Origin of the sequence: Bacillus sp. AFS098217 (genome assembly GCF_002551815.1) — a bacterium.
Taxonomy (GTDB): Bacteria; Bacillota; Bacilli; order Bacillales; family Bacillaceae_G; genus Bacillus_A.
In genome coordinates this window covers 1-18,455 of sequence record NZ_NVPR01000110.1, presented here as the reverse complement: position 1 = coordinate 18,455, position 18,455 = coordinate 1, and the positions used below count along the sequence as shown (strand labels likewise).

At 35.4% G+C, this 18,455-nt stretch carries 20 protein-coding genes and 3 pseudogenes; 17 read left to right on the top strand and 6 right to left on the bottom strand.

Translation table 11 applies throughout. From position 1 onward, the window contains the following. The first annotated feature begins 241 nt into the window (after window positions 1–241). The 3 genes and pseudogenes from COO03_RS23050 to COO03_RS27840 all read left to right on the top strand — a co-directional run. Window positions 242–451 carry an RRXRR domain-containing protein gene (locus COO03_RS23050; protein ID WP_230322555.1) on the top strand — a complete coding sequence of 70 codons (210 nt, stop codon included), beginning with the start codon at window positions 242–244 and terminating at the stop codon, window positions 449–451. A gap of 472 nt (window positions 452–923) precedes the next feature. After that, the gene (locus COO03_RS23045) at window positions 924–1,112 is read left to right on the top strand and encodes a hypothetical protein (protein ID WP_097899346.1); all 189 of its coding nucleotides are present in this window, start codon (window positions 924–926) and stop codon (window positions 1,110–1,112) included. A 296-nt stretch (window positions 1,113–1,408) separates the two neighbouring features. Continuing rightward, window positions 1,409–1,613, top strand: a pseudogene (locus tag COO03_RS27840) (DUF6262 family protein); the annotation flags it as partial. Between the two features lie 183 nt (window positions 1,614–1,796). On the opposite strand, the gene COO03_RS23030 reads toward COO03_RS27840, so the two are convergent. Next, complete coding sequence (locus COO03_RS23030; protein WP_097899348.1) at window positions 1,797–4,991, bottom strand: bifunctional cytochrome P450/NADPH--P450 reductase; 3,195 nt, start codon at window positions 4,989–4,991, stop codon at window positions 1,797–1,799. Window positions 4,992–5,062: 71 nt separating this feature from the next. Continuing rightward, window positions 5,063–5,701 (bottom strand): TetR/AcrR family transcriptional regulator, encoded by a 639-nt coding sequence (locus COO03_RS23025; protein WP_097899344.1) that lies wholly within the window; start codon window positions 5,699–5,701, stop codon window positions 5,063–5,065. A gap of 659 nt (window positions 5,702–6,360) precedes the next feature. Between COO03_RS23025 and COO03_RS27225 the strand changes: the two genes are divergently transcribed. Further along, window positions 6,361–6,531 (top strand): hypothetical protein, encoded by a 171-nt coding sequence (locus tag COO03_RS27225; RefSeq protein WP_154724654.1) that lies wholly within the window; start codon window positions 6,361–6,363, stop codon window positions 6,529–6,531. A gap of 238 nt (window positions 6,532–6,769) precedes the next feature. Here the strand turns inward: COO03_RS27225 and COO03_RS23020 are convergent, their stop codons facing one another. Together COO03_RS23020 and COO03_RS27835 are read right to left on the bottom strand one after the other, a co-directional pair. Then, window positions 6,770–7,132 (bottom strand): DUF3914 domain-containing protein, encoded by a 363-nt coding sequence (locus COO03_RS23020; RefSeq protein WP_097899343.1) that lies wholly within the window; start codon window positions 7,130–7,132, stop codon window positions 6,770–6,772. A 387-nt stretch (window positions 7,133–7,519) separates the two neighbouring features. Continuing rightward, window positions 7,520–7,723, bottom strand: a complete 204-nt coding sequence (locus tag COO03_RS27835) for a hypothetical protein (protein ID WP_097899342.1) — start codon at window positions 7,721–7,723, stop codon at window positions 7,520–7,522. Window positions 7,724–7,859: 136 nt separating this feature from the next. On the opposite strand from COO03_RS27835, the pseudogene COO03_RS27830 reads away from it, so the two are divergent. The 5 genes and pseudogenes from COO03_RS27830 to COO03_RS26650 form a co-directional block, all read left to right on the top strand. After that, a pseudogene (locus COO03_RS27830) lies at window positions 7,860–8,111 on the top strand (phage terminase small subunit-related protein); the annotation flags it as partial. Between the two features lie 61 nt (window positions 8,112–8,172). Continuing rightward, the gene (locus COO03_RS23005) at window positions 8,173–8,517 is read left to right on the top strand and encodes a cupin domain-containing protein (protein WP_097899340.1); all 345 of its coding nucleotides are present in this window, start codon (window positions 8,173–8,175) and stop codon (window positions 8,515–8,517) included. Window positions 8,518–8,705: 188 nt separating this feature from the next. Beyond that, a complete protein-coding gene (locus COO03_RS23000; protein WP_097899339.1) occupies window positions 8,706–9,491 on the top strand; it encodes a class I SAM-dependent methyltransferase in 786 nt (261 codons plus the stop codon). A gap of 72 nt (window positions 9,492–9,563) precedes the next feature. After that, complete coding sequence (locus tag COO03_RS22995; RefSeq protein WP_097899338.1) at window positions 9,564–9,752, top strand: YvzF family protein; 189 nt, start codon at window positions 9,564–9,566, stop codon at window positions 9,750–9,752. Window positions 9,753–9,849: 97 nt separating this feature from the next. Beyond that, window positions 9,850–9,992, top strand: a pseudogene (locus tag COO03_RS26650) (nucleoside hydrolase); the annotation flags it as partial. On the opposite strand, the gene COO03_RS27220 reads toward COO03_RS26650, so the two are convergent. After that, a complete protein-coding gene (locus COO03_RS27220; RefSeq protein ID WP_154724653.1) occupies window positions 9,976–10,152 on the bottom strand; it encodes a hypothetical protein in 177 nt (58 codons plus the stop codon). The pseudogene COO03_RS26650 and the gene COO03_RS27220 sit on opposite strands and share 17 nt — an antisense overlap. Before the next feature lie 375 nt (window positions 10,153–10,527). Between COO03_RS27220 and COO03_RS22990 the strand changes: the two genes are divergently transcribed. From COO03_RS22990 to COO03_RS22975, 4 genes are all read left to right on the top strand, one after another. Beyond that, on the top strand, window positions 10,528–10,773 hold the full coding sequence (locus COO03_RS22990; RefSeq protein ID WP_097899337.1) for a GlsB/YeaQ/YmgE family stress response membrane protein: 246 nt from the start codon (window positions 10,528–10,530) through the stop codon (window positions 10,771–10,773). 98 nt (window positions 10,774–10,871) lie between these two features. Beyond that, window positions 10,872–11,267 (top strand): cytosolic protein, encoded by a 396-nt coding sequence (locus COO03_RS22985; protein WP_141523112.1) that lies wholly within the window; start codon window positions 10,872–10,874, stop codon window positions 11,265–11,267. A 156-nt stretch (window positions 11,268–11,423) separates the two neighbouring features. After that, window positions 11,424–12,278: a DUF5700 domain-containing putative Zn-dependent protease gene (locus COO03_RS22980; RefSeq protein ID WP_097899336.1), complete on the top strand. Its 855-nt coding sequence runs from the start codon at window positions 11,424–11,426 to the stop codon at window positions 12,276–12,278. A 171-nt stretch (window positions 12,279–12,449) separates the two neighbouring features. Continuing rightward, entirely contained in the window at window positions 12,450–12,869 is a 420-nt protein-coding gene (locus COO03_RS22975) for a GNAT family N-acetyltransferase (protein WP_097899335.1), read from the top strand. A 220-nt stretch (window positions 12,870–13,089) separates the two neighbouring features. On the opposite strand, the gene COO03_RS22970 is transcribed toward COO03_RS22975, so the two are convergent. Further along, complete coding sequence (locus COO03_RS22970; protein WP_097899334.1) at window positions 13,090–14,292, bottom strand: MDR family MFS transporter; 1,203 nt, start codon at window positions 14,290–14,292, stop codon at window positions 13,090–13,092. Between the two features lie 48 nt (window positions 14,293–14,340). On the opposite strand from COO03_RS22970, the gene COO03_RS22965 reads away from it, so the two are divergent. The 4 genes from COO03_RS22965 to COO03_RS22950 all read left to right on the top strand — a co-directional run bounded on the left by COO03_RS22965 (window position 14,341) and on the right by COO03_RS22950 (window position 18,370). Beyond that, on the top strand, window positions 14,341–16,131 hold the full coding sequence (locus COO03_RS22965; protein ID WP_097899333.1) for an SgrR family transcriptional regulator: 1,791 nt from the start codon (window positions 14,341–14,343) through the stop codon (window positions 16,129–16,131). Between the two features lie 159 nt (window positions 16,132–16,290). Next, window positions 16,291–16,914, top strand: coding sequence for a YhbD family protein (locus COO03_RS22960; protein ID WP_097899332.1), 624 nt, complete (start codon window positions 16,291–16,293; stop codon window positions 16,912–16,914). Window positions 16,915–16,927: 13 nt separating this feature from the next. Then, the gene (locus COO03_RS22955; RefSeq protein ID WP_097899331.1) at window positions 16,928–17,638 is read left to right on the top strand and encodes a polymer-forming cytoskeletal protein; all 711 of its coding nucleotides are present in this window, start codon (window positions 16,928–16,930) and stop codon (window positions 17,636–17,638) included. Window positions 17,639–17,662: 24 nt separating this feature from the next. Beyond that, window positions 17,663–18,370, top strand: a complete 708-nt coding sequence (locus COO03_RS22950) for a cytoplasmic protein (RefSeq protein ID WP_097899330.1) — start codon at window positions 17,663–17,665, stop codon at window positions 18,368–18,370. The last annotated feature ends 85 nt before the right edge of the window (window positions 18,371–18,455 follow it).

The window sequence follows — 18,455 nt, the reverse complement described above, 5'->3', positions numbered from 1 at the left end:
CTGGTTGTCTAGCCTCAGTCTTTCGTGGACTCCGTTCGTAGGTTGCATAACCCAAGAATGATTCCCTAGTTCTCGGCTCTATGGTGGCTCTGTAACAGTTCTGATTGGAAAGGAACGGTCAACCACAAGCCTTCTTGCATGAGAAGTTGAGGGCACCTACAAACATTGGCGAAGGGAAACAAACTCTTAGGAGGGACAAAACCTGCGTGTATTTGTCAAGAATGTAAGAGGAGAACCACTCATGCCTTGCAGGAATCGCAAGGCACGGCTTCTTCTCAAACAAGGAAAAGCAAAAATTGCGAAGTACACACCATTTACGATTCAACTCCTATATGCCACTGGTGAAACGGTGCAACCCGTTACAATTGGAAGTTCTTACAAATCAGTTAGTCTATGCCTAACCGAAATTCCCCCCACCTTGCCGCTGGGTTCTTGCCCGTCACGCGTTTGAAGATGGGGATGAATTTCGGAAATACGTTAAAACAAAAAATAAGATTAATTTCATATTGCAACATTTCTACTATCGTATTTTGGAAGACTAAGTTGAACAAAAATTTTATTTTATTCTACTTTTTAGTTCACGAAAAAAGGTTCTGCCGTCTCCAGCAGAACCTTTCCTAAAATGGCAAAGAATAAGTCTTACTTTATTCTTCTATAATAGAATACACAAGAGTTATGAGGGATGTCTAGGTCAAATGTTTACAATGTTATTATTCAAATATAGTATTTTTTGAAGGTGAACTTCTTGCCCTAAAGGAATTGGAGAAGGTTGAGAGTATTCTTGACCTTGAAAGAGATTCTTTACTATTTGTTTTCTCTTTTTCTCCAATCCCCTCTAGAGTTGTCACCTTTCAGTGATGGGTTTTATTTTGAAGGATTTTCCTTTTTCCTGTCGAATCGATAATGTGAAGGGTGGGGATTGTATGGGAGAATCAAAAGCATTTACTGCGGAAGATAAAGAGGTAATTTTTAATAACAATTTTGAAGGTGCAATTTCAAAATTGGAAACATTAAGGGAGATAGCTGTAGAGAATGTTAAGTATCAAGAATCCGCTGAAGAACTTTATAAAGAAATTCATCGTCATCTACGATCACTTAAAATGTATAAATAAAGCATCAAAAACTGCACCTCCAATTGTTAGACTGTGTCTAACAATTGGAGGTGCAGTTTTTGGGTTCGGATGTCTCATGGGATATTTGGCAGGTACGCTTGCTACTTTCTTGTTGATCTACTTCACTTACAGAATTGGAGAGAATAAACGAGCTGCAACTCATAAGCAAGAGATTGCTATATTCGATAAGTCGGCTTGGAAGGAAATGAATACTACCAAATATGAGATTTATATTCAATCGACATCCAAAATGATTGAAGTTGCTCAGCAATATGGCTGAGAAGAAATCCTAGAGAAAAATCAGAGAACGTATTGACTCCTTACGGCAACAGAAAGCCCAAGCCCACACCAAAAAAACAGGTTAAACGTGAGGTAAATGAGAACAACAAAGATGTGATTATCGCGTCTCTGAAGAGAAAAATTAAAAAGCTAGAAGAAGATAATATAGAATTACGGAAACAGTTGAAATTCGCTTATACCGAGGTATATAAAAAGGTTTAGTTGAAGGCGAGAACGGCCATTATCCGTCCCTACTTGTTCAACAAACGGGCTAGTTCGTGGAATAACACCTTTAAAGAAAATTGGATATCTATGTTTAAGTAAAAATCCCAAATCCAATAAAGGATACGGGATTTTTGTTTTTAAATATTGTGTATTACTGTCTAATACTGTCTAATACGGAGCTTAGATTCCAGCCCACACATCTTTTCCATATCGTCCTTCACGTTGCAATTGGTCTAACCAATTTCTTGCCTCTTGTTCACTTACCCCATGATTTCGCTGATAAGCTTGACAAAGAGTATCCTCTACATCCGGAGCCATTCGACTTCCATCACCGCATATATAAAGATGAGCGCCGTTATCTAATAAAGAAATTAATTTGTCTCCCTCTTGTTTCATTAAATGCTGTACATATGTTTTTGGATGTCCTTCCAGACGCGAAAAAGCTGTATGTAAGGATAATATGCCATCCTTTTCATCTTTTTTTAATTCTGTACGATAGAGATAATCCTGTTCAGGATGACGACAACCGAAATATAGATGAGCTTCTCCTAACTTTACGCCTTGCTGTTTCTGGATGCGCCGTGATTGTAAAAACCCTCGGAATGGTGCAATCCCAGTTCCTGGTCCAACCATGATAATTGGCGTTTCAGGATTTTTTGGCAACTGAAAACCTGATTGTGGAGTACGAATAAAACAAGCAATATTGTCTTCGTTGTGACGTTGAGCTAAATAGTTAGAAGCGACCCCTTTATATTCGCCTCGTCCACTCCGTGCAGGTCCGCTTACAACACCAACTGTAATACTCAGGCGATCCTGGGCAACGAGTGGTGAGCTTGAAATAGAATAGTAACGCGGTTTGAGTGCAGGGAGAAGTTCTAAAAACCGCTCAAACGGTATTTCACATGCTTCGTACTTTTCGAGAAGATCTAACATGGAAATACGTTTCTTTAATATTTGCTCCTGGTAAATTCCCTCTTCCACTAAAGTTTCCAATTCGCGTTTGTGCGGAGGGCAAACCGTAAAAGATGCCAGTTCCCGTATTTGTGCTCTGGTTGCTGCTTCCTGCACTTCCACACTATAGCTAAGAAGATCACGTAAACTAACAGGCATATCAAGTGGCAGATGAGCTGCGTTTCGTCCACTTGCTGTCAGCACTACTTGATCATTTCCATTCAAATTATACCTACGGAGAACGCGGCTGACATTTTCCTCACTGTTGTGTGGAAGCACTCCGAGATGGTCTCCTTCGTGATAAGTAACTTCTTGCGGTAAGGCCACCTCGATATGCCGAGTGCTCCGATCACTGCCAGCTGATTGGAGTTCGCGATTTTCCACAATAGTTGCATTCACTGCTTCGTACGAACGAGCAAGAGGAGACCCTCCAAGGCCACTGACAAACTGAAGGCTTAGGGTACTGCGTTCTTTTTCTACATTTTCATTGAGCTCCAATCCAAAAGTTTTCATCGCATCCGACCACATGCTTTGTTTCCATTGATTGAGCTGTTCCTCAAAGTCTCCACTTGCATCTCCCTCTCCGCGTGTTGAGAACCTTGTGGCTCCCTGTTGAGCCATCTGCTCGTCAATATATCTCGGGACATTCTGATAGGTACTGGCCCAGTTATGATCTCCACAGCCAAACACCGCATAATGAACACCTTGTAGCTCACCAGGTTGTAGTTCTTCAAGCCATTGTACGAATTGTCCAGCATTGCTCGGTGGCTTTCCGTTATAAGAAGAAGTAACAATGAGAATGGCTCCTTCTTTCGGTAAGTTACCAATTCGGTCATTTAAAGGCGATACTTCAGTCCGTACGCCATGCAAACTCGCTGTATCCGCAAGTTCCCGTGCTACACCCTCAGCAGTTCCAGTATCAGAGCCGTAAAGAACAAGAAGCGGACGATTATTGAGTCCTTGGAGAGAAGCTGCATTCTGAACTTGCTGTTCCGTCTTGTGGTCCTCCGGCGTCTCTGCTACAGGTGTTAGGACAGATGGACGGATGGCAGCTTGATTTCGGGATCGAACCTTTATCTTAAAATCACCTGGCTTTAACGTTAATGTTTGTTTAATGTCCAGCTCATAATTCGCATAATCGATGAATTCAAAATGCTGGAGAAGCATTCCCAGTACGAGAGTGGCCTCATGAAGGGCAAACTGCATACCGATACATGCCCGCTGGCCATTTCCAAATGGCTTATAAGCATGGTGAGGAACTTTATCCGGATCTTCAAACCGTTCGGGATGGAATTCTTCTGCATTGTCCCCCCATGCATCTTTATCTCGATGCAGCTGTGGAATAAGAACCATAATCCGATCTTCTCTTTTCTTTACCGGATATTTTCCACCAATCACCGTGTCTTCTTTTGCATAAAGGCTGAATGCTGGTGCGGTAGGCCATAGACGCAGCGATTCATTTAAAATCATCCGGATATACTTAAGCTGCAGAACTTGTTGATATGTCGGAGTGGGCCCTGTTAATACCCGATCTACTTCTTCATAGGCTTTTCTCAATTTATCCGGATTTTTTAATAAGTAATAGATCGCAAAGGATAACAATCCACTTGTTGTCTCGTGCCCGGCTATTAAAAAGGTGATGATTTGGAAACGAATATTTTCATCATCCAGTGTTTCGCCCGTTTCCGGATCCTTCACATTTAACATACGGGAAAGCAAATCATTTTCTTCCTGGCTTCCATTGGCCTTACGTTCGGCAATAATATTATCCACTAAAGAAAACATGGCTTGGATATCATGCTGAAATTGACGTTTAGTTCTCACCATGAGTTTGTCCTGTATATCTAATCGTTGTGTTTGATGCATCGCTTCATCTAGAGCACGGACCATGCTGGTGATAAAAGGATGAGGAGTCTCACGATAATAACTGTTGAATCGGTAATTAAAACCGCATAAACCAATCGTGTCCAATGTAAGACGGGTCATATCCTCCGGGACATCCACCTCTTCATTCGGATTAAGCCGTGCCCATTTTTGAACGAGCTGTACGGCAATATCGACCATCATGGCATGGTAATCTTTCATTGCCCGCTGGCTGAATGTAGGCGTCAGAATATTATGGGCTTTTCTCCAGTTAGGCTCGTGTGTTCCACTTGTAAATAACCCGTCTCCAGCAAAGGGACGAACCTTTGCTAAAGGACCTTCTACACTTTTATCGAACCGTGACTGATCACAGACTTCTGCTACCAGTTCATGCCCAGAAACGATAATGGCGGTATCTCCTGGAGTTTGAAGCCGAAAAATGGGACCGTACTCTTCCGCCAGCTTGATAAACGATAGGAGCGGTTTATCTTTATCAAGTAGAGGTACATTACCTAATGGACCAAACGTTTTAGGTTGGGGAATATCATTAAGCTTTTTCATTAAAAACATCCTTTCAAAAGAGCATGTTATTTTAGTGATTGTTCTTGCTTGAAAAATTTTACCTATCTGCACTACTTTAAAAAGTTTACTTTTAAGCTGTGTTTGATAACTTGTTTCCATCTCTCTCTGTCTTTTGTTACAGTTGTAAAGTTCCCCAAAACATGAGGGGTGGCCTGTTGATATGCAACGGATGATAACAACATGACAATGAGTTCCTCCGGATGCTGGTCTGCAAGAACATCCAATTCGATCCCTTTTACAATAAAAGGATAAGTTTGGTCGTGAAAAGGCTTGATTAATTTATCAAATAAATGGTCAAATCTTTCACCTTGTTGAACGGTTTCGTTAATGATAAACAAACTGAATTCTCGATGTTGAAAACTCATGTCAACCAGCTTGTCGAATAATTCGACTAATAAGGCCCTCATATTAGAGGCATTAGTTACATCTTTTAGGATGAAGTTATTGGTTTGTAACACCTTATAGGAGAGTTCGGATATCACTTCTTTCCATAAGTCTAATTTTGAACCAAAATGGTACTTTACAAGAGCCATATTTACATTAGCATCCATGGCAATTTCGCGGAGACTCGTTTCCTCAAATCCCTTTGTGGAAAAAAGCTTAGTAGCAGAGTTTAAAAGATCCATTTTTGCCACTTCTTTATCTTTGACAGGTCTTCCGGGTGCTTTTTTACTATCAGAATCATTCATACTAGAAGTTCCTTTCTGTTATTAATCAATCGATTAATTAATATACATTTATTATTCGTCGATTGATTAATAAAGTCGAGAGAAATACTAAAGATCCATCTTTATAAACGAATAGAACCGAAAGTAAAAGAGGAGATAGATAGCAGGAAATCCTGGATATCATTGTTGTTAAAGGCTTGGGATTAAAAGTTAATCATATAGGATCGTTTAGCTTCATTTCTATACTTTACCAATATGCTTATGATTATGATGCTAGGTAAAGGATTGATCAATCCAGGCTGATTTTTGGCAATTAGTTTTCCAACTTGCTAACAGAGGGGCCATGTTCCCTCGTGAATTGAAAGGTTTATTCTTTTATGCAATCAATTCCTACCTATGACATATGTTATTGATGGTTTCTGTGAAGTGATTTCTTCTGCAGAATGTGAATGTTTTCGCTTGAATTAACGGGTGGCTATTCTGCAAGATAAGTACAGCAAAACTTTTAGAATGATCTTCCATAATCGGGCGCGATTGTGGAACAACACAGGTAGAAAATGATTCAACTTTTTTATAAAAACCAAGCTAAAATCTACTGAAGAAGAAAACATTTTGATCAATCTTTTTTCAAAATGTTTTCCTTTTATTTATCATAAAATATGAGTTTGCGAGGTATTTTTTTGAACAAACTTTATTTCAAAACTAAACAAGAACAAGAACAAGAGCAAGAACAAGAGGTTATAAAAGGATATAATCATAATTTTCATTATGTGGTAGGATTCTATGAGGAATCAGATTTTGATTTAGCACTTTATGAAATATATATCATTAATACTTTAAATCCGAGATGAAACGACGACAATGTATATACGTATGAGACGGAAAGGTATTTAGATAAATGGAAAAGCGCTACTGCTATTAGGTTAGAACATGAGAAGGGGTTAGAGTTGCGAAGAAGAATAGATAATTCAATGATAGGTTTCAAATTATAAAGTAACGAATCCGCTGCTTTTTTATTTTGTACGAGAAAAGGAACCCCTAAAAGATTCCTTTTCTCGTACCTTGATATTAAGAATTATAATAACTTAGTTACATCACTTCATTTAATCTAGTTTCATTTACAGGTTCAAATGTATTAGAAGTGTTGCTTGTAGCATTAGCAGTATTAGCTTCTTTGTCTTTTTCTGCACGGAATTTCTTTAGAATCTCTAAAATAATCCATAATGGTACACCTTTGTCTTTTAACATCTTCCATAAATCTACTTCAGTAAACTTATGGCTAGGTTGTTTTGTTTCTTTTTCAGATGATTGAATATCAAATGTAATAGAATCATCTGGTTTGTTGTCTTTAACTTTAGTGGTAGAGAAATTATTTTTATCATTTCCCACAACGTTTGAAGGATTTAATTTTTCAGGTTGATACATTGTATTTACAGACAATCCAATTCTCATTTTTACACCTCCTTTTTAATGATTATTATATATATAAATAAAATGATTTTTTAGTCTTTTGAATAAATTGTAAATAAAAATTAAAAATACCATTTGTATTAGCAATTACAGTAGCTTAGCAGCTGCTTTTTATTTTGTATAGAAAAAGGAACCTGTTAAGGATTCCTTTTATATCATGCTGTTCTATAATCTTTGTTTTTAAGTTTCTTTCTAATATCCATAAATGCCAGGATCATTATTATTGTGCATATTAACTTGAGCCGGTGAAACTCTTGGTGGAATATTAGCCCAGAGAAGAATTCATAAGCGTATAAAAAACCAATGATTGGGAACAACCAAAACATGAATTTTAAATCTTTTAAATGAAATTTATAATTACTAATGCTCCTATTGTGTTGAAGTTCTATAGTTTTTCGTGATGATATCTCGCATGTCTCTGATAAAGAATAGCAGGAATAACACACCTATGACGCCACTAATCCAAAAATATGCATTTCCTGTTATGAATTTGTCATAGAAGGTATAAGCATTCCAAATTATCAAGATTACTGAACATACAGTAGAGGTCACTAATGAACCTAAGCTTCTCATAATCGTCACCTCAATTCGAAATGTTAGGACTTTTAATGTGATTATACATTTAAATAATATAATTTTCAAATGTTGATAAAAGAGAAGGGTTTATTGTAATTAAAAATTATAACGGAATTACCGCGAGGTGGTGAATATGGCTAGACAAAGAAGCCCAGATCGTGACAAAGCATTTGAAATTTACAAAGTAAGCAAAGGTGAGAAGCCACTTGTTGAGATTGCGGAAGAGTTAAATCTTAAACCTTCGCAAATTAGAAAGTGAAAATCACAAGATAAATGGGATGAACAAATGAATGGTATCGTTACTAATGTTAAAAATCCTAAAACGAAAGCAAAACTGAAAGAGACGTTAGATGATGAAGAGCTGACCGAAAAGGAAATTATATTCAATATTGCTGACATAATGTAAAATTAAGTAATAAAAGAGTCGGAATGTGGAGGTAAAGTTGATGGAATTATATATTTTTAATAAAGAAGATAGTAATGAAATTGGAAATTATAATTCAATTTCTGCTTTTTATTCAAAAATATTAAAAACAGAAGAAGCAACTAATATAGGCTTTATTCATATTGATCCTGATGGCATTGTTGGTTATCATGAAGCACCTGTTCCACAATTATTCATAGTAGTACAAGGGGAAGGATGGGTAGCAGGAGAAGACGAAAAGAGAATTAATCTCAAAAGTGGAGAAGGAGTACTGTGGAATAAGGGTGAAGGACATTCATCAGGAAGCAAGATGGGAATGACAGCCTTAGTTATTCAATCAGAAAACTTACCAATCTTTCTTAAATAGCAACAATAGTTTATTCATTTCTCTAAGTCCATTAAAATTTATTTTGAAAAGACTACATTTTAAATCATAAGTTAAGAAAAATAACAAATGAGTATTTATTGTTTTATCAGTGTTTGATAAAATTTAATAAAGAATATCTACATAAAAAATATAATATGTAAATATATGTAGAAAGAAGATGATTTAGAATGAGTAACGAAGAACTTGTAAAAACACAATTTGGTAGTAATGCTGAAAAATATGTAAAAAGTAACATTCATGCAAAAGGACCGGATTTACAATATTTAGTTCAGCAAGTAGAAGCTCGCAAAAATATTCGTCTTCTTGATATCGCTACAGGTGGTGGACATGTTGCTAATGTATTAGCTCCACTTTTTAAAGAGATCGTCGCACTTGATTTAACAGAAAAAATGTTAGAAAATGCGAAAAAGTTTATCAAGACAAATGGACATGAAAATGTATCATTTGTCGTAGGAAATGCAGAGAATTTACCATTTCCTAACGCATCATTCGATACAATTACTTGTCGCATCGCGGCGCATCATTTTTCAAACCCTGCCCAATTTATTTTTGAGGTACACCGCACACTAGAAGAAAAAGGACTCTTTATTTTAATTGATAATGTCTCCCCAGAACATACAGAATATGATACATTTTATAATTTTATTGAGAAGAAACGAGATCCGAGCCATCAACGGGCGCTAAAAAAAACAGAATGGATTTCGTTATTAGAAAAGCACGGTTTACAAATGCATTCATGTCTTACATTTGAAAAGCAATTTAATTTTGACTGGTGGTGTGACATGATGGACGTATCACCGCAAAAACGTATAAAGCTAACAGATTGTATGATGAAAACTTCAAATGAAATGAAGGAGTTTTTCAAAATTCATTTTGAAAATAATAAAGTAGAATCATTTTATACAGAGATGGCACTCTTTGTGTGTCAAAAGAGTGCAACATTAAAAAGATAATTATCTTGCAGTCTTTCCTAAGTACGCTATACTTATTATAGAGAAAACAAGGATTGAGGAGTAGTAATAATAATGATTCGCGTACGTATTGAGGGAACTGAAAAAGAGATTGTTGAATTTTTGGAGAAGATGCCTGAAATTCCTGGCTTTGAAAAAACACATGTTAGGGAGCCTAGAAAAGGAAACAATCCGAAATATAATACAAGTAAGAATGTATTAGCATATCTTTCTTATAAAAAGATGGAAGTCGCCAATAAATAGGCGGCTTTTTTACTTTACACTGTTTCACCGTCTTGTCTTTTCAGCATAATAATAGTAGTAGAATATACTGAAGAGGGGGAATGAAGGTTATAAGGAAATGATCTTTTTTAGAGATTTTGGTATTGATGATGCTGTTTCCTTAATTTATGCAGACAAACCATGCCTAGTATTGGAATTGTTGCGAATTACGGTAACGTTTCAAGAGAAATTGCAACTGAAAATGTTACTCATCTTGAACAGATGTAAAAGGTCTTGTTTCAAAAGGATATGATGGATTTTGTACACTCCCTTGATTTTCTAGTATTTGTAGATAACCGTATTTGGCTACAAGAACGTGTCTTATCATCTCTTTACAATTTAATGCCTCAGCATCTGTTTTTTTATCCTCAGGAATAGCCATCCAAACTTTGATAATCCCCCTTCTAACTTTGGATAGATTTTATAATAATAAATCTACATTATTTAATATGGATTCATCCTTTAGTAGACGTATTGTTAATTTCACTGAATTTTAAAAAATAAAATAAAGCACTCGTTCCTTTTTTGTATATATATTTGGGAGTCCTGTTTTTTATTATACATTCACTACCAAACCAAATCATGAATAGTTAGGGCAGAGGATAAAAAGATGTGGAGTATTAAGAGTGGTCTGTTTGAGTGTTTCTCTAGTATATGCAGGCTAAAAGTATAACTTGTCAAGAAAAGTAACATAACTAATGGTAAGTAATGATTTAGGGTTATTATTTTTGTTTTATAAAATGAAGGAGGTAATCATATGGCATTTATATGGTCTTTAATTGTTGGAGGTATTCTAGGTTGGTTTGCAAGTTTGCTTACTGGAAAAGATGTGCCTGGTGGGGTTATTGGTAACATTATTGCTGGTATCATCGGCTCATGGGTTGGTACAGCGTTATTTGGTACATTCGGTCCTATTATAGGTGGATTTGCCATTATCCCAGCTTTAATTGGTGCAATTATATTAATCTTTATCGTGAGCTTAATATTAAGAGCAATAAAATAATAAATGATAAAGGACTGTTTACATTTTGTATGCGGTCCTTTTTGTATTATCTTGTCTAATCTGTTATGCTACTGTTATACAATCAGGAGGTGTCAGCATTGAAATCATTTACAGTAAACTTTCATCAAGAAGACAATGCAAAAGCAACAACAGTACATAAGTTAAGTGAAGAGGACTTCAATAAAGCAACAGAAAACGGTACTCGTCATCTATTTGATTTAGACACAAATGTTGGTTTCTTTGTATTCTTTGATGCAGAAGACGCAGAAGGAAATGAACAATACTTAATGTTGCAATATGAAGGAGATCATGAAGAGCCAAGCGCTTGCTACGGATTTGATTTGAAATTATTCTATCAATTTTTAGCATTGTATTTAAATGATCTTGAATTCCAGGGTGAAACGGATGAAGAAGAGGAAGAGTATGGCCCTATTCATCATTTAGCTCACTTACTTTACCATATCGTTGAAGATGGGAAAGATATTGAAGTATAGAGATACATATTTGGAGCTGCTCTTTCATAGAGCAGCTTTTTTAATTTTGGGAGCAGATCTATTTTTTAATGATGTTATAAGAAGGAGTCATATCGTTTGAAAGAGAAGGTGTATAGATGAAAATTTTTTCAGAATGATGTAGGGAGACGCTATACGATGATAATAAATAATACGATTCCAAGTTTTTTAAGTTTGTGTAGGAATAGTGAAGTATCAATTGATGACTTACAAAAGTATTACGATACATATCCAGAAGCTTTCAAAGAATATTTCATGTATCATTGTCCGAAAACAACAGAACGGCTTTCTGAAGCGATTCAAAAATATCCTGATAAATTAAAAGACATTCTAGTTATTTCTGAAACGTTACCAGGTATTATCCAAGATGTTATGAATGATTATATCGCTCGTTTTGATTTGGAGTTAGATTTACAATTTCATTTATTTGTCGGCGGTTTTGGCTCGAATGCATTCGTTGAAAGAGAAATCATTGGTCAAATATTTTTCGCAGCAGAAAAGCTATCTCCTAATATAGAGCACCTTCGCGTCATTGTCGCACATGAGATTGGGCATATATATCACAATGCTTTATTAGATAGAAACGGAATGGATTGGAGACGTGCTGATTGGACAGATGTAACGGTTAGTTTATATCGAGAAGGGGTGGCAACATATCTTTCTAAAAAAGTTGTAAACGAGTTACATGATGCGGTGTATTATTCATACAATAACGAAGGAGAAGCATGGCTACAGTGTTACACGAATAAGAATTCTCAAATTAAGAAGAAATTTTTAGAGGATTACAACACGGGATGGAATTTTGAAAAAGAAAGAGAATGGTTCCGATTATCGGGAGGACGTTATTTTGGATATAATCGACTTGGCTATTTCTTAGGCATGTCATATGTTGAACATTTAGTAGCGGAGTTTGGGGAAGAACAAGCACTTACTTTTTGGTGCTCGCATGACTTGAAAAGCAGTGTAATGGATTGGATGCAAGGAGGAAGATGATAAGGTAGGCTGAAATAATGAAAAATTGTATAAAAATATTTATACTCTTTCTCAGTTTGGCGTAACCACTTGTAAGAGTTCTGATGAAAGGAAGCCAACTATCTAAACGCCTGAAACAAATTATTGCCTTTTTAAATTTCAAAAGAAATTCAGGAAAGTGAGAGTGAAAATTTGAATATTAGAGTAGCAAATGAATTAGATTACCCTGCTTTAAGGATGATATATTTAGAATCACGACGTAAAAGTTTCCATTGGGCGGATATGGAAGAAATGACTCTAGAAGATTTTGATAAACATACTGTAGGAGAATATATTATTTTAGCAGAAGAAAACAATCGTATCCTTGGATTTGCTTCTTTATATTTGCCAGAAAACTTTATACATAATTTATTTGTTCATCCCGATTTTTCCGGTAAGGGTGTTGGTGGAGAGTTGCTTCATGCCTCCATAGAAAAAATGAATAAACCTTTAAGATTGAAGTGCGTATCTGAGAACGAAAAAGCAATGAAATTTTATGAAAACAATGGTTGGAAGAAAGTTGTTGAAGAAGGAGAAATTGGAGAAAGATATTGGGTTATGGTATATGAATGAAATATATAATGAAGAACTATTTTGAGAAATAAATTTCTATTCATATAATGTAAGGACTAATAGGATTCTGTCGTATATATATCAACTCAAGTAATTGAATGTAAGGCTGAATAATTCATAATACAAAAAAGGATAGACGAAGTAGTAGAATCTTCTACTTCATCTATCTTTTTTTCTCTTCTTCTCCAATAAATAACTTGTATTTTCAATCAATTCAATATTATAAGGACAACTCTTTTTTCTTGTTTCGTTCTAATGAATGAATAAAGAATGTTTGACCGATTCCTCCTATTATTAATAAACAAGCACAAATGTAGAATAGAGTACTACCGTTCAAATGGCTCAATATAATGGCTCCTATAGCAGGTCCACAAGTGCGAGAAATATCCCAGTGTATTCCGTAAATAGAAAAGTACAATCCACGTCTGTGGTTTGGCGCTATTTCTGAAACGAATCGAAGTAAGTGGTTTAAAGCAATACTTTCCCCGATTGTCCAGAAAAGCAATGTGAAGAATAATGACCATAATGTTGTAGAATAACCATAACCAATTGCTGCAAAGGTATAGCAAACATATGAAATGACAATGATTTTAGGCATCGGAAATTGTTCAGACCATTTAACAAGACCGACTTGTAGTATGATTTCCATTACAGCTTTACAAGTTGAAATAAATGCGAGAACGAATAGGAAATTTGGGAAGATACTCTCTGCAAATACACGATAATTGGTTTCAGTTTGAGCATAGAAAAAGCTAATTGGAAGAGTGGTTAGCATAAGGCCAAATACAGCATAATGCTTAAAAATAAACTGCTTCCGTGTAGTTTTTTTTAATGATCTTTCATTTTGAATCATCGGAGCTGTTTCTGGTAGCTGTGTCCATACGAGAATGGCATACAAGATGAGGGCTACAGCTTGAATTATAAATAAGTATTTAGGGTGACTAGTATAAAAAAAGGTACCGATTAATGGACCGATTACAGAACCGATAGCTCCTACTGTTTGAAGAACAGCGAATATTTCGGCTTGTTTTTCTTGTTTTGTTAAATCAGCAATTTGGGCACGCTGAGCAGGAATATATAAAGAACGACCAATACCGTTCAGAACATATAGCAAAGCAAAGAATATGACTGATTCAGCAAAAACAAATCCGCTTATTGCAATTACTTGAAAGAACAATCCGAGTAACATAATTTTCTTTCTACCGTAGCGATCTGTTACCCCTCCAGCAAATAACGTAAAAACAATATCAGAAAGTGGCTGTAATCCAAAAAGAAGCATGGTAAGAAACACATTACCTTTTAGAACGTGATTAACATGTACAATAAAAATAATTGCCAACATGGCTTCGGTTGTCCGAGTTAATAATTCTCCTAATAATCGAATCCAGATTGGTTTACTATAACGTTTTATAAGATGATTCATTCTTCATTTCCTCCTTTCTATATGGAAATCATAAGATGGAAGCAAGAAATGAAAAAGGGTAGAATGAAAGAGCGGGATTTTTCATCTTTTAGGGGGATTCGTATGATTATTTTGGAGCAATACATACAGCTGTGGCTCCAGTATGGAAAAGGGAGAACAGAGGGAGAGAAATTAGAAATATCATTACAACATATATCAGAAGCATTGTTTTGCACGGATCGTAATAGTAAATTTATTATAAAAAAATTAGAAGAACTGAATTGGATTTGTTGGTTTCCTGGCCGCGGGAGAGGGAATCGATCAAAGTTATCGTTTCAAAAACATCCTATTTCTTTAATTTTAGAAAAGGGGAAAGAAATAACGAAACAAGGGGATGTAAAAGGCGGAAAAGCATTTGTTGAGCAATATAGCCCCTATTTCTCTTCGTTGAGACAACAATTTCAAAATTGGATCGATTCTATATTTGGTTATCAAATTGAAATGACTTCTCAAGGCAGAAAAGATGTACTTCGTTTACAAGTTGAAATGAAGCTCGGTATTTCTTTGGATCCTGTATACGCTACTATGCGTTCGGAGTGTCATATGGTGAAACATGTTTATGACACACTTATATATGTTAACGAAGACACAAATACAGTAGAACCGAGACTCGCATTTCACTGGGAATATAATGGTAATCAAAAAGTATGGACTTTCTATTTACGTAAAGGTGTTCCATTTCATAACGGGAGACGATTTACAGCTCATGATGTTGTTCATACATTTAATAGGTTTATACATAAGGAGAATAATCCGCATTTGTGGATGTTACAACATATTGAAAGAATGCATATTGTAGATGAATATATTGTGGAAATTCACTTACATACAGAAAATAAGTTATTTTTATATGGTTTAAGTGCAGAACAATGTTCTATTGTAATGGAAGATGAAGAATGCAACTTAATTGGAACGGGACCGTTTAAAGTGTGTGAAAATAATGATGATATTTTTGTATTAGAAGCCCATGATCTGTATTTTCGTGAACGGCCCTTTCTGGATCGGATTGAATTATGGAATATGCCACAAAGTATAGATACATATGATGTTTTAGTAAAAGCGCAACATAATGACATAGAAAAGCATTATAAAGAACTTTCTAAACTGGAATCTAATGTAACATACATAACGTTAAATATTGACAAACAAGGCCCTATGCAAGATGTTACATTTCGAAAAGCATTATATAAAATTATTCATAGTCATGAAATAGTTGAAGAGTTAGAGGGAGAGCGTGGTGAAGTGGCGAAGAATTTAGTATTAACGAATGGCTCTATACCAAAATTAGAAGAGGATATTCATATTCTTATTAAAAATAGTGATTATAGTAATGAAGTATTATATTTATATACATTTAAAGAACGGGATCACGTCGAAGATGCACATTGGATTCAAAAAGAATGTGCCCAATACGGGATTAACATTGGCATAAAATTTCTTGATGCACAAGAATTATTACAGATTAAAACGATACAGCAGGCAGATATTATTCATGACAGCGCTACAATTAGCGAACAAACAGAAGGTAGTTTGCTGTATATGTTTCTTTCCAAAAACAGCTTTATTCATCAACATAGTTTTCTTGATTTCAATGAACAATTACGGCCGTATTTTATGGAATCTAGTTTAGAGAAACGAATCACACTGTTACGCGATATCGAGGACACATTGTTACGTAACATTCATATTATTCCTTTATATCGCAATAAACAACACATAAGTACACATGAAAAAGTGCAAAATATAATGATTAATTCACAGGGCTGGATTGATTTTTATAATATATGGTTTAAACCTTAATAAATAAGGGTTCTTTCGATTTTTAATAAAATCTGAAAGGGCCTTTTTTGTATGGAATCAAAGTTCGATTTTGAAGGGGGTTACGCACATTTTTATAAATACCCATTTACGATGTAACAGTGTTATGTTACATTGTTATTAGGAAGGAGTGTTATACAGTTGAGTACGGATTTAATTTCAAAAAAGGATTTATTGGAACTGACTGGTATTTCATATGGACAGTTATATAGATGGAAAAGAAAAAATTTAATACCGGAAGATTGGTTTGTAAGGAAATCGACTTTTACGGGCCAAGAAACATTTTTTCCGAAAGAAAAGATATTAGATCGTATTGATAAAATTCAAACGATGAAAGAGGATTTGTCTCTTGATGAATTAGCAAATATGTTTTCGCCAAGCGTCACAGAGATTTACTTAACAAAAGAAGATGTAATACGTAAAGGGATTGCTTCAGAACCGGTTATACAATTCTATATAGAACAAACGAATACATCAGCACAGTTTCAATTTGTTGATATTCTTTATGTATACATTTTAGAAGAACTGCTTCAATCCGGAGAAATTAGTTTAGAAGAGGGTAAGATGATTTTACAAGTGCTGCGTGAGCACTATGAAATCATCAAACAAAAGAATGGCGAATTAGTTGTAGTTCGTAAGTTAGGTATTTCCACATGTTTCTTAGTTTCAAATGTAGATGATTTATTTTTTGAAAAAGGCACGAAGATAGTCGTACGTACAACAATCATGAATTATACAGAAGCATTAAAAACAAAACTGATGTAGTGGAGGATAAATAATGCGTACAGAAAATTTAATTATAAATGGTTACGGTTCTTCAAATGGTGGAGAGTTTCATAAAGTGCAGTTAAACGGAAAAGGAACTGTTAATGGACATATTGAATGTGATGATTTTGAATGTAACGGGTCAGGTAATGTAAACGGTGATATAAAAAGTGAGCGTACAAGAATTAGTGGCTCTGGTAAAGTTGATGGTAAAGTAAAAACTGAAAATATGCGAATCGATGGAAAAGCAACAATAACAAAAGATGTAAGTGCTAGTACTATGAAGATTTCTGGTAAAGGGACAATTGGTGGTACTCTGACTGGAGAAGAATTGAAGATTCGCGGGCAAGCGACTATAGATGGTAATTGCGAAGTGGATGTTTTTTCATCACAAGGACAATTTACAATCGGCGGTTTACTGAGTGCGGATGAAATTGATATTGATATTCATGGTACATGTAGAGCGAAAGAGATAGGTGGACAAACGATTAAAGTAAGGCAGAGATTGTCTGCATTTAGTAGACTTTTTAAAACAATGTTTGGATCGCAGTTAGAAGCTGAATTATTAGAGGGTGACAATATAGATATTGACCACGTACAAATCAATACAGTAAGAGGTAACAATGTTACGGTGGGGCCAAATTGTGAGATTGGACTTATTGAATATACAGGGGTACTTCATGTCGATAAAAATGCAAAAGTAAAAGAAATTCAGCAAGTTTAATTTTGGCGGGAGAGAGGAATGAATATGGAAAATCAGCATAGTCTCACTTTAAATGGCTCTGGCAGTTCATCAGGCGGGGCTTATAATAAAGTGAAGATTCGAGGAGAAGGAACAATTTCTAATCACGTTAGTTGTAATGAGTTTAAAGCATATGGAGCAAGCCATGTCCATGGTGATATGAAGGCAAAGGCCTACGTTGTGTATGGAGATAGCGAAGTGCAAGGAAGTTTATACGCTGAATATGTGAAAGTGTACGGTAATACAAAAGTACAGAATGATTGTCACATTGACAAAACAAAAGTTCGGGGAATGTTTGAAGCGAATGGTAAACTGTCTGGAAATTTTGTGGACATTAAAGGGGGATTGAATGTAAAAGGAGACATTGAGGTCGAAGAATTTTTATTAACAGGTGGCCTTGAAAGTGAAGGACTTCTAAATGCTGAAAATATTCAAATCGCACTGCGTTATGAAGGAAGTAAAGTGAGAGAAATAGGAGGGAAAAAGATTACTGTACGAAAAAAGGCTAGATTTATTCCTTTTACAAGTCGCATTGGTCCCCTTCAAACATCAATTGTTGAAGGGGACGACATTTACTTAGAACATACAATAGCTGAAATAGTAAGAGGAAACAATGTTACAATTGGCCCTGGGTGTGAAATAAGTGTTGTTGAATATCATACTAGTTTTAACCAAAAAGGGAAATCGATTGTAAAAGAATATAAACGAGTATAGGTGCAAGGTCACAAATTCCGTCACAAAATAAAACCCCCTCTTTTTAGGTGGGAGAGAGCATCTGACCATGCATAGAAGCGGTCAG

What these genes read in the sequence shown, in the direction of transcription:
- COO03_RS23050 (WP_230322555.1), top strand. Translation starts at nt 242, where the DNA reads ATGCCTTGCAGGAATCGCAAGGCACGGCTTCTTCTCAAACAAGGAAAA.
- COO03_RS23045 (WP_097899346.1), top strand. Translation starts at nt 924, where the DNA reads ATGGGAGAATCAAAAGCATTTACTGCGGAAGATAAAGAGGTAATTTTT.
- COO03_RS23030 (WP_097899348.1), bottom strand. Translation starts at nt 4,991, where the DNA reads ATGAAAAAGCTTAATGATATTCCCCAACCTAAAACGTTTGGTCCATTA.
- COO03_RS23025 (WP_097899344.1), bottom strand. Translation starts at nt 5,701, where the DNA reads ATGAATGATTCTGATAGTAAAAAAGCACCCGGAAGACCTGTCAAAGAT.
- COO03_RS23020 (WP_097899343.1), bottom strand. Translation starts at nt 7,132, where the DNA reads ATGAGAATTGGATTGTCTGTAAATACAATGTATCAACCTGAAAAATTA.
- COO03_RS27835 (WP_097899342.1), bottom strand. Translation starts at nt 7,723, where the DNA reads ATGAGAAGCTTAGGTTCATTAGTGACCTCTACTGTATGTTCAGTAATC.
- COO03_RS23005 (WP_097899340.1), top strand. Translation starts at nt 8,173, where the DNA reads ATGGAATTATATATTTTTAATAAAGAAGATAGTAATGAAATTGGAAAT.
- COO03_RS23000 (WP_097899339.1), top strand. Translation starts at nt 8,706, where the DNA reads ATGAGTAACGAAGAACTTGTAAAAACACAATTTGGTAGTAATGCTGAA.
- COO03_RS22995 (WP_097899338.1), top strand. Translation starts at nt 9,564, where the DNA reads ATGATTCGCGTACGTATTGAGGGAACTGAAAAAGAGATTGTTGAATTT.
- COO03_RS27220 (WP_154724653.1), bottom strand. Translation starts at nt 10,152, where the DNA reads ATGGCTATTCCTGAGGATAAAAAAACAGATGCTGAGGCATTAAATTGT.
- COO03_RS22990 (WP_097899337.1), top strand. Translation starts at nt 10,528, where the DNA reads ATGGCATTTATATGGTCTTTAATTGTTGGAGGTATTCTAGGTTGGTTT.
- COO03_RS22980 (WP_097899336.1), top strand. Translation starts at nt 11,424, where the DNA reads ATGATAATAAATAATACGATTCCAAGTTTTTTAAGTTTGTGTAGGAAT.
- COO03_RS22970 (WP_097899334.1), bottom strand. Translation starts at nt 14,292, where the DNA reads ATGAATCATCTTATAAAACGTTATAGTAAACCAATCTGGATTCGATTA.
- COO03_RS22965 (WP_097899333.1), top strand. Translation starts at nt 14,341, where the DNA reads ATGAAAAAGGGTAGAATGAAAGAGCGGGATTTTTCATCTTTTAGGGGG.
- COO03_RS22955 (WP_097899331.1), top strand. Translation starts at nt 16,928, where the DNA reads ATGCGTACAGAAAATTTAATTATAAATGGTTACGGTTCTTCAAATGGT.
- COO03_RS22950 (WP_097899330.1), top strand. Translation starts at nt 17,663, where the DNA reads ATGGAAAATCAGCATAGTCTCACTTTAAATGGCTCTGGCAGTTCATCA.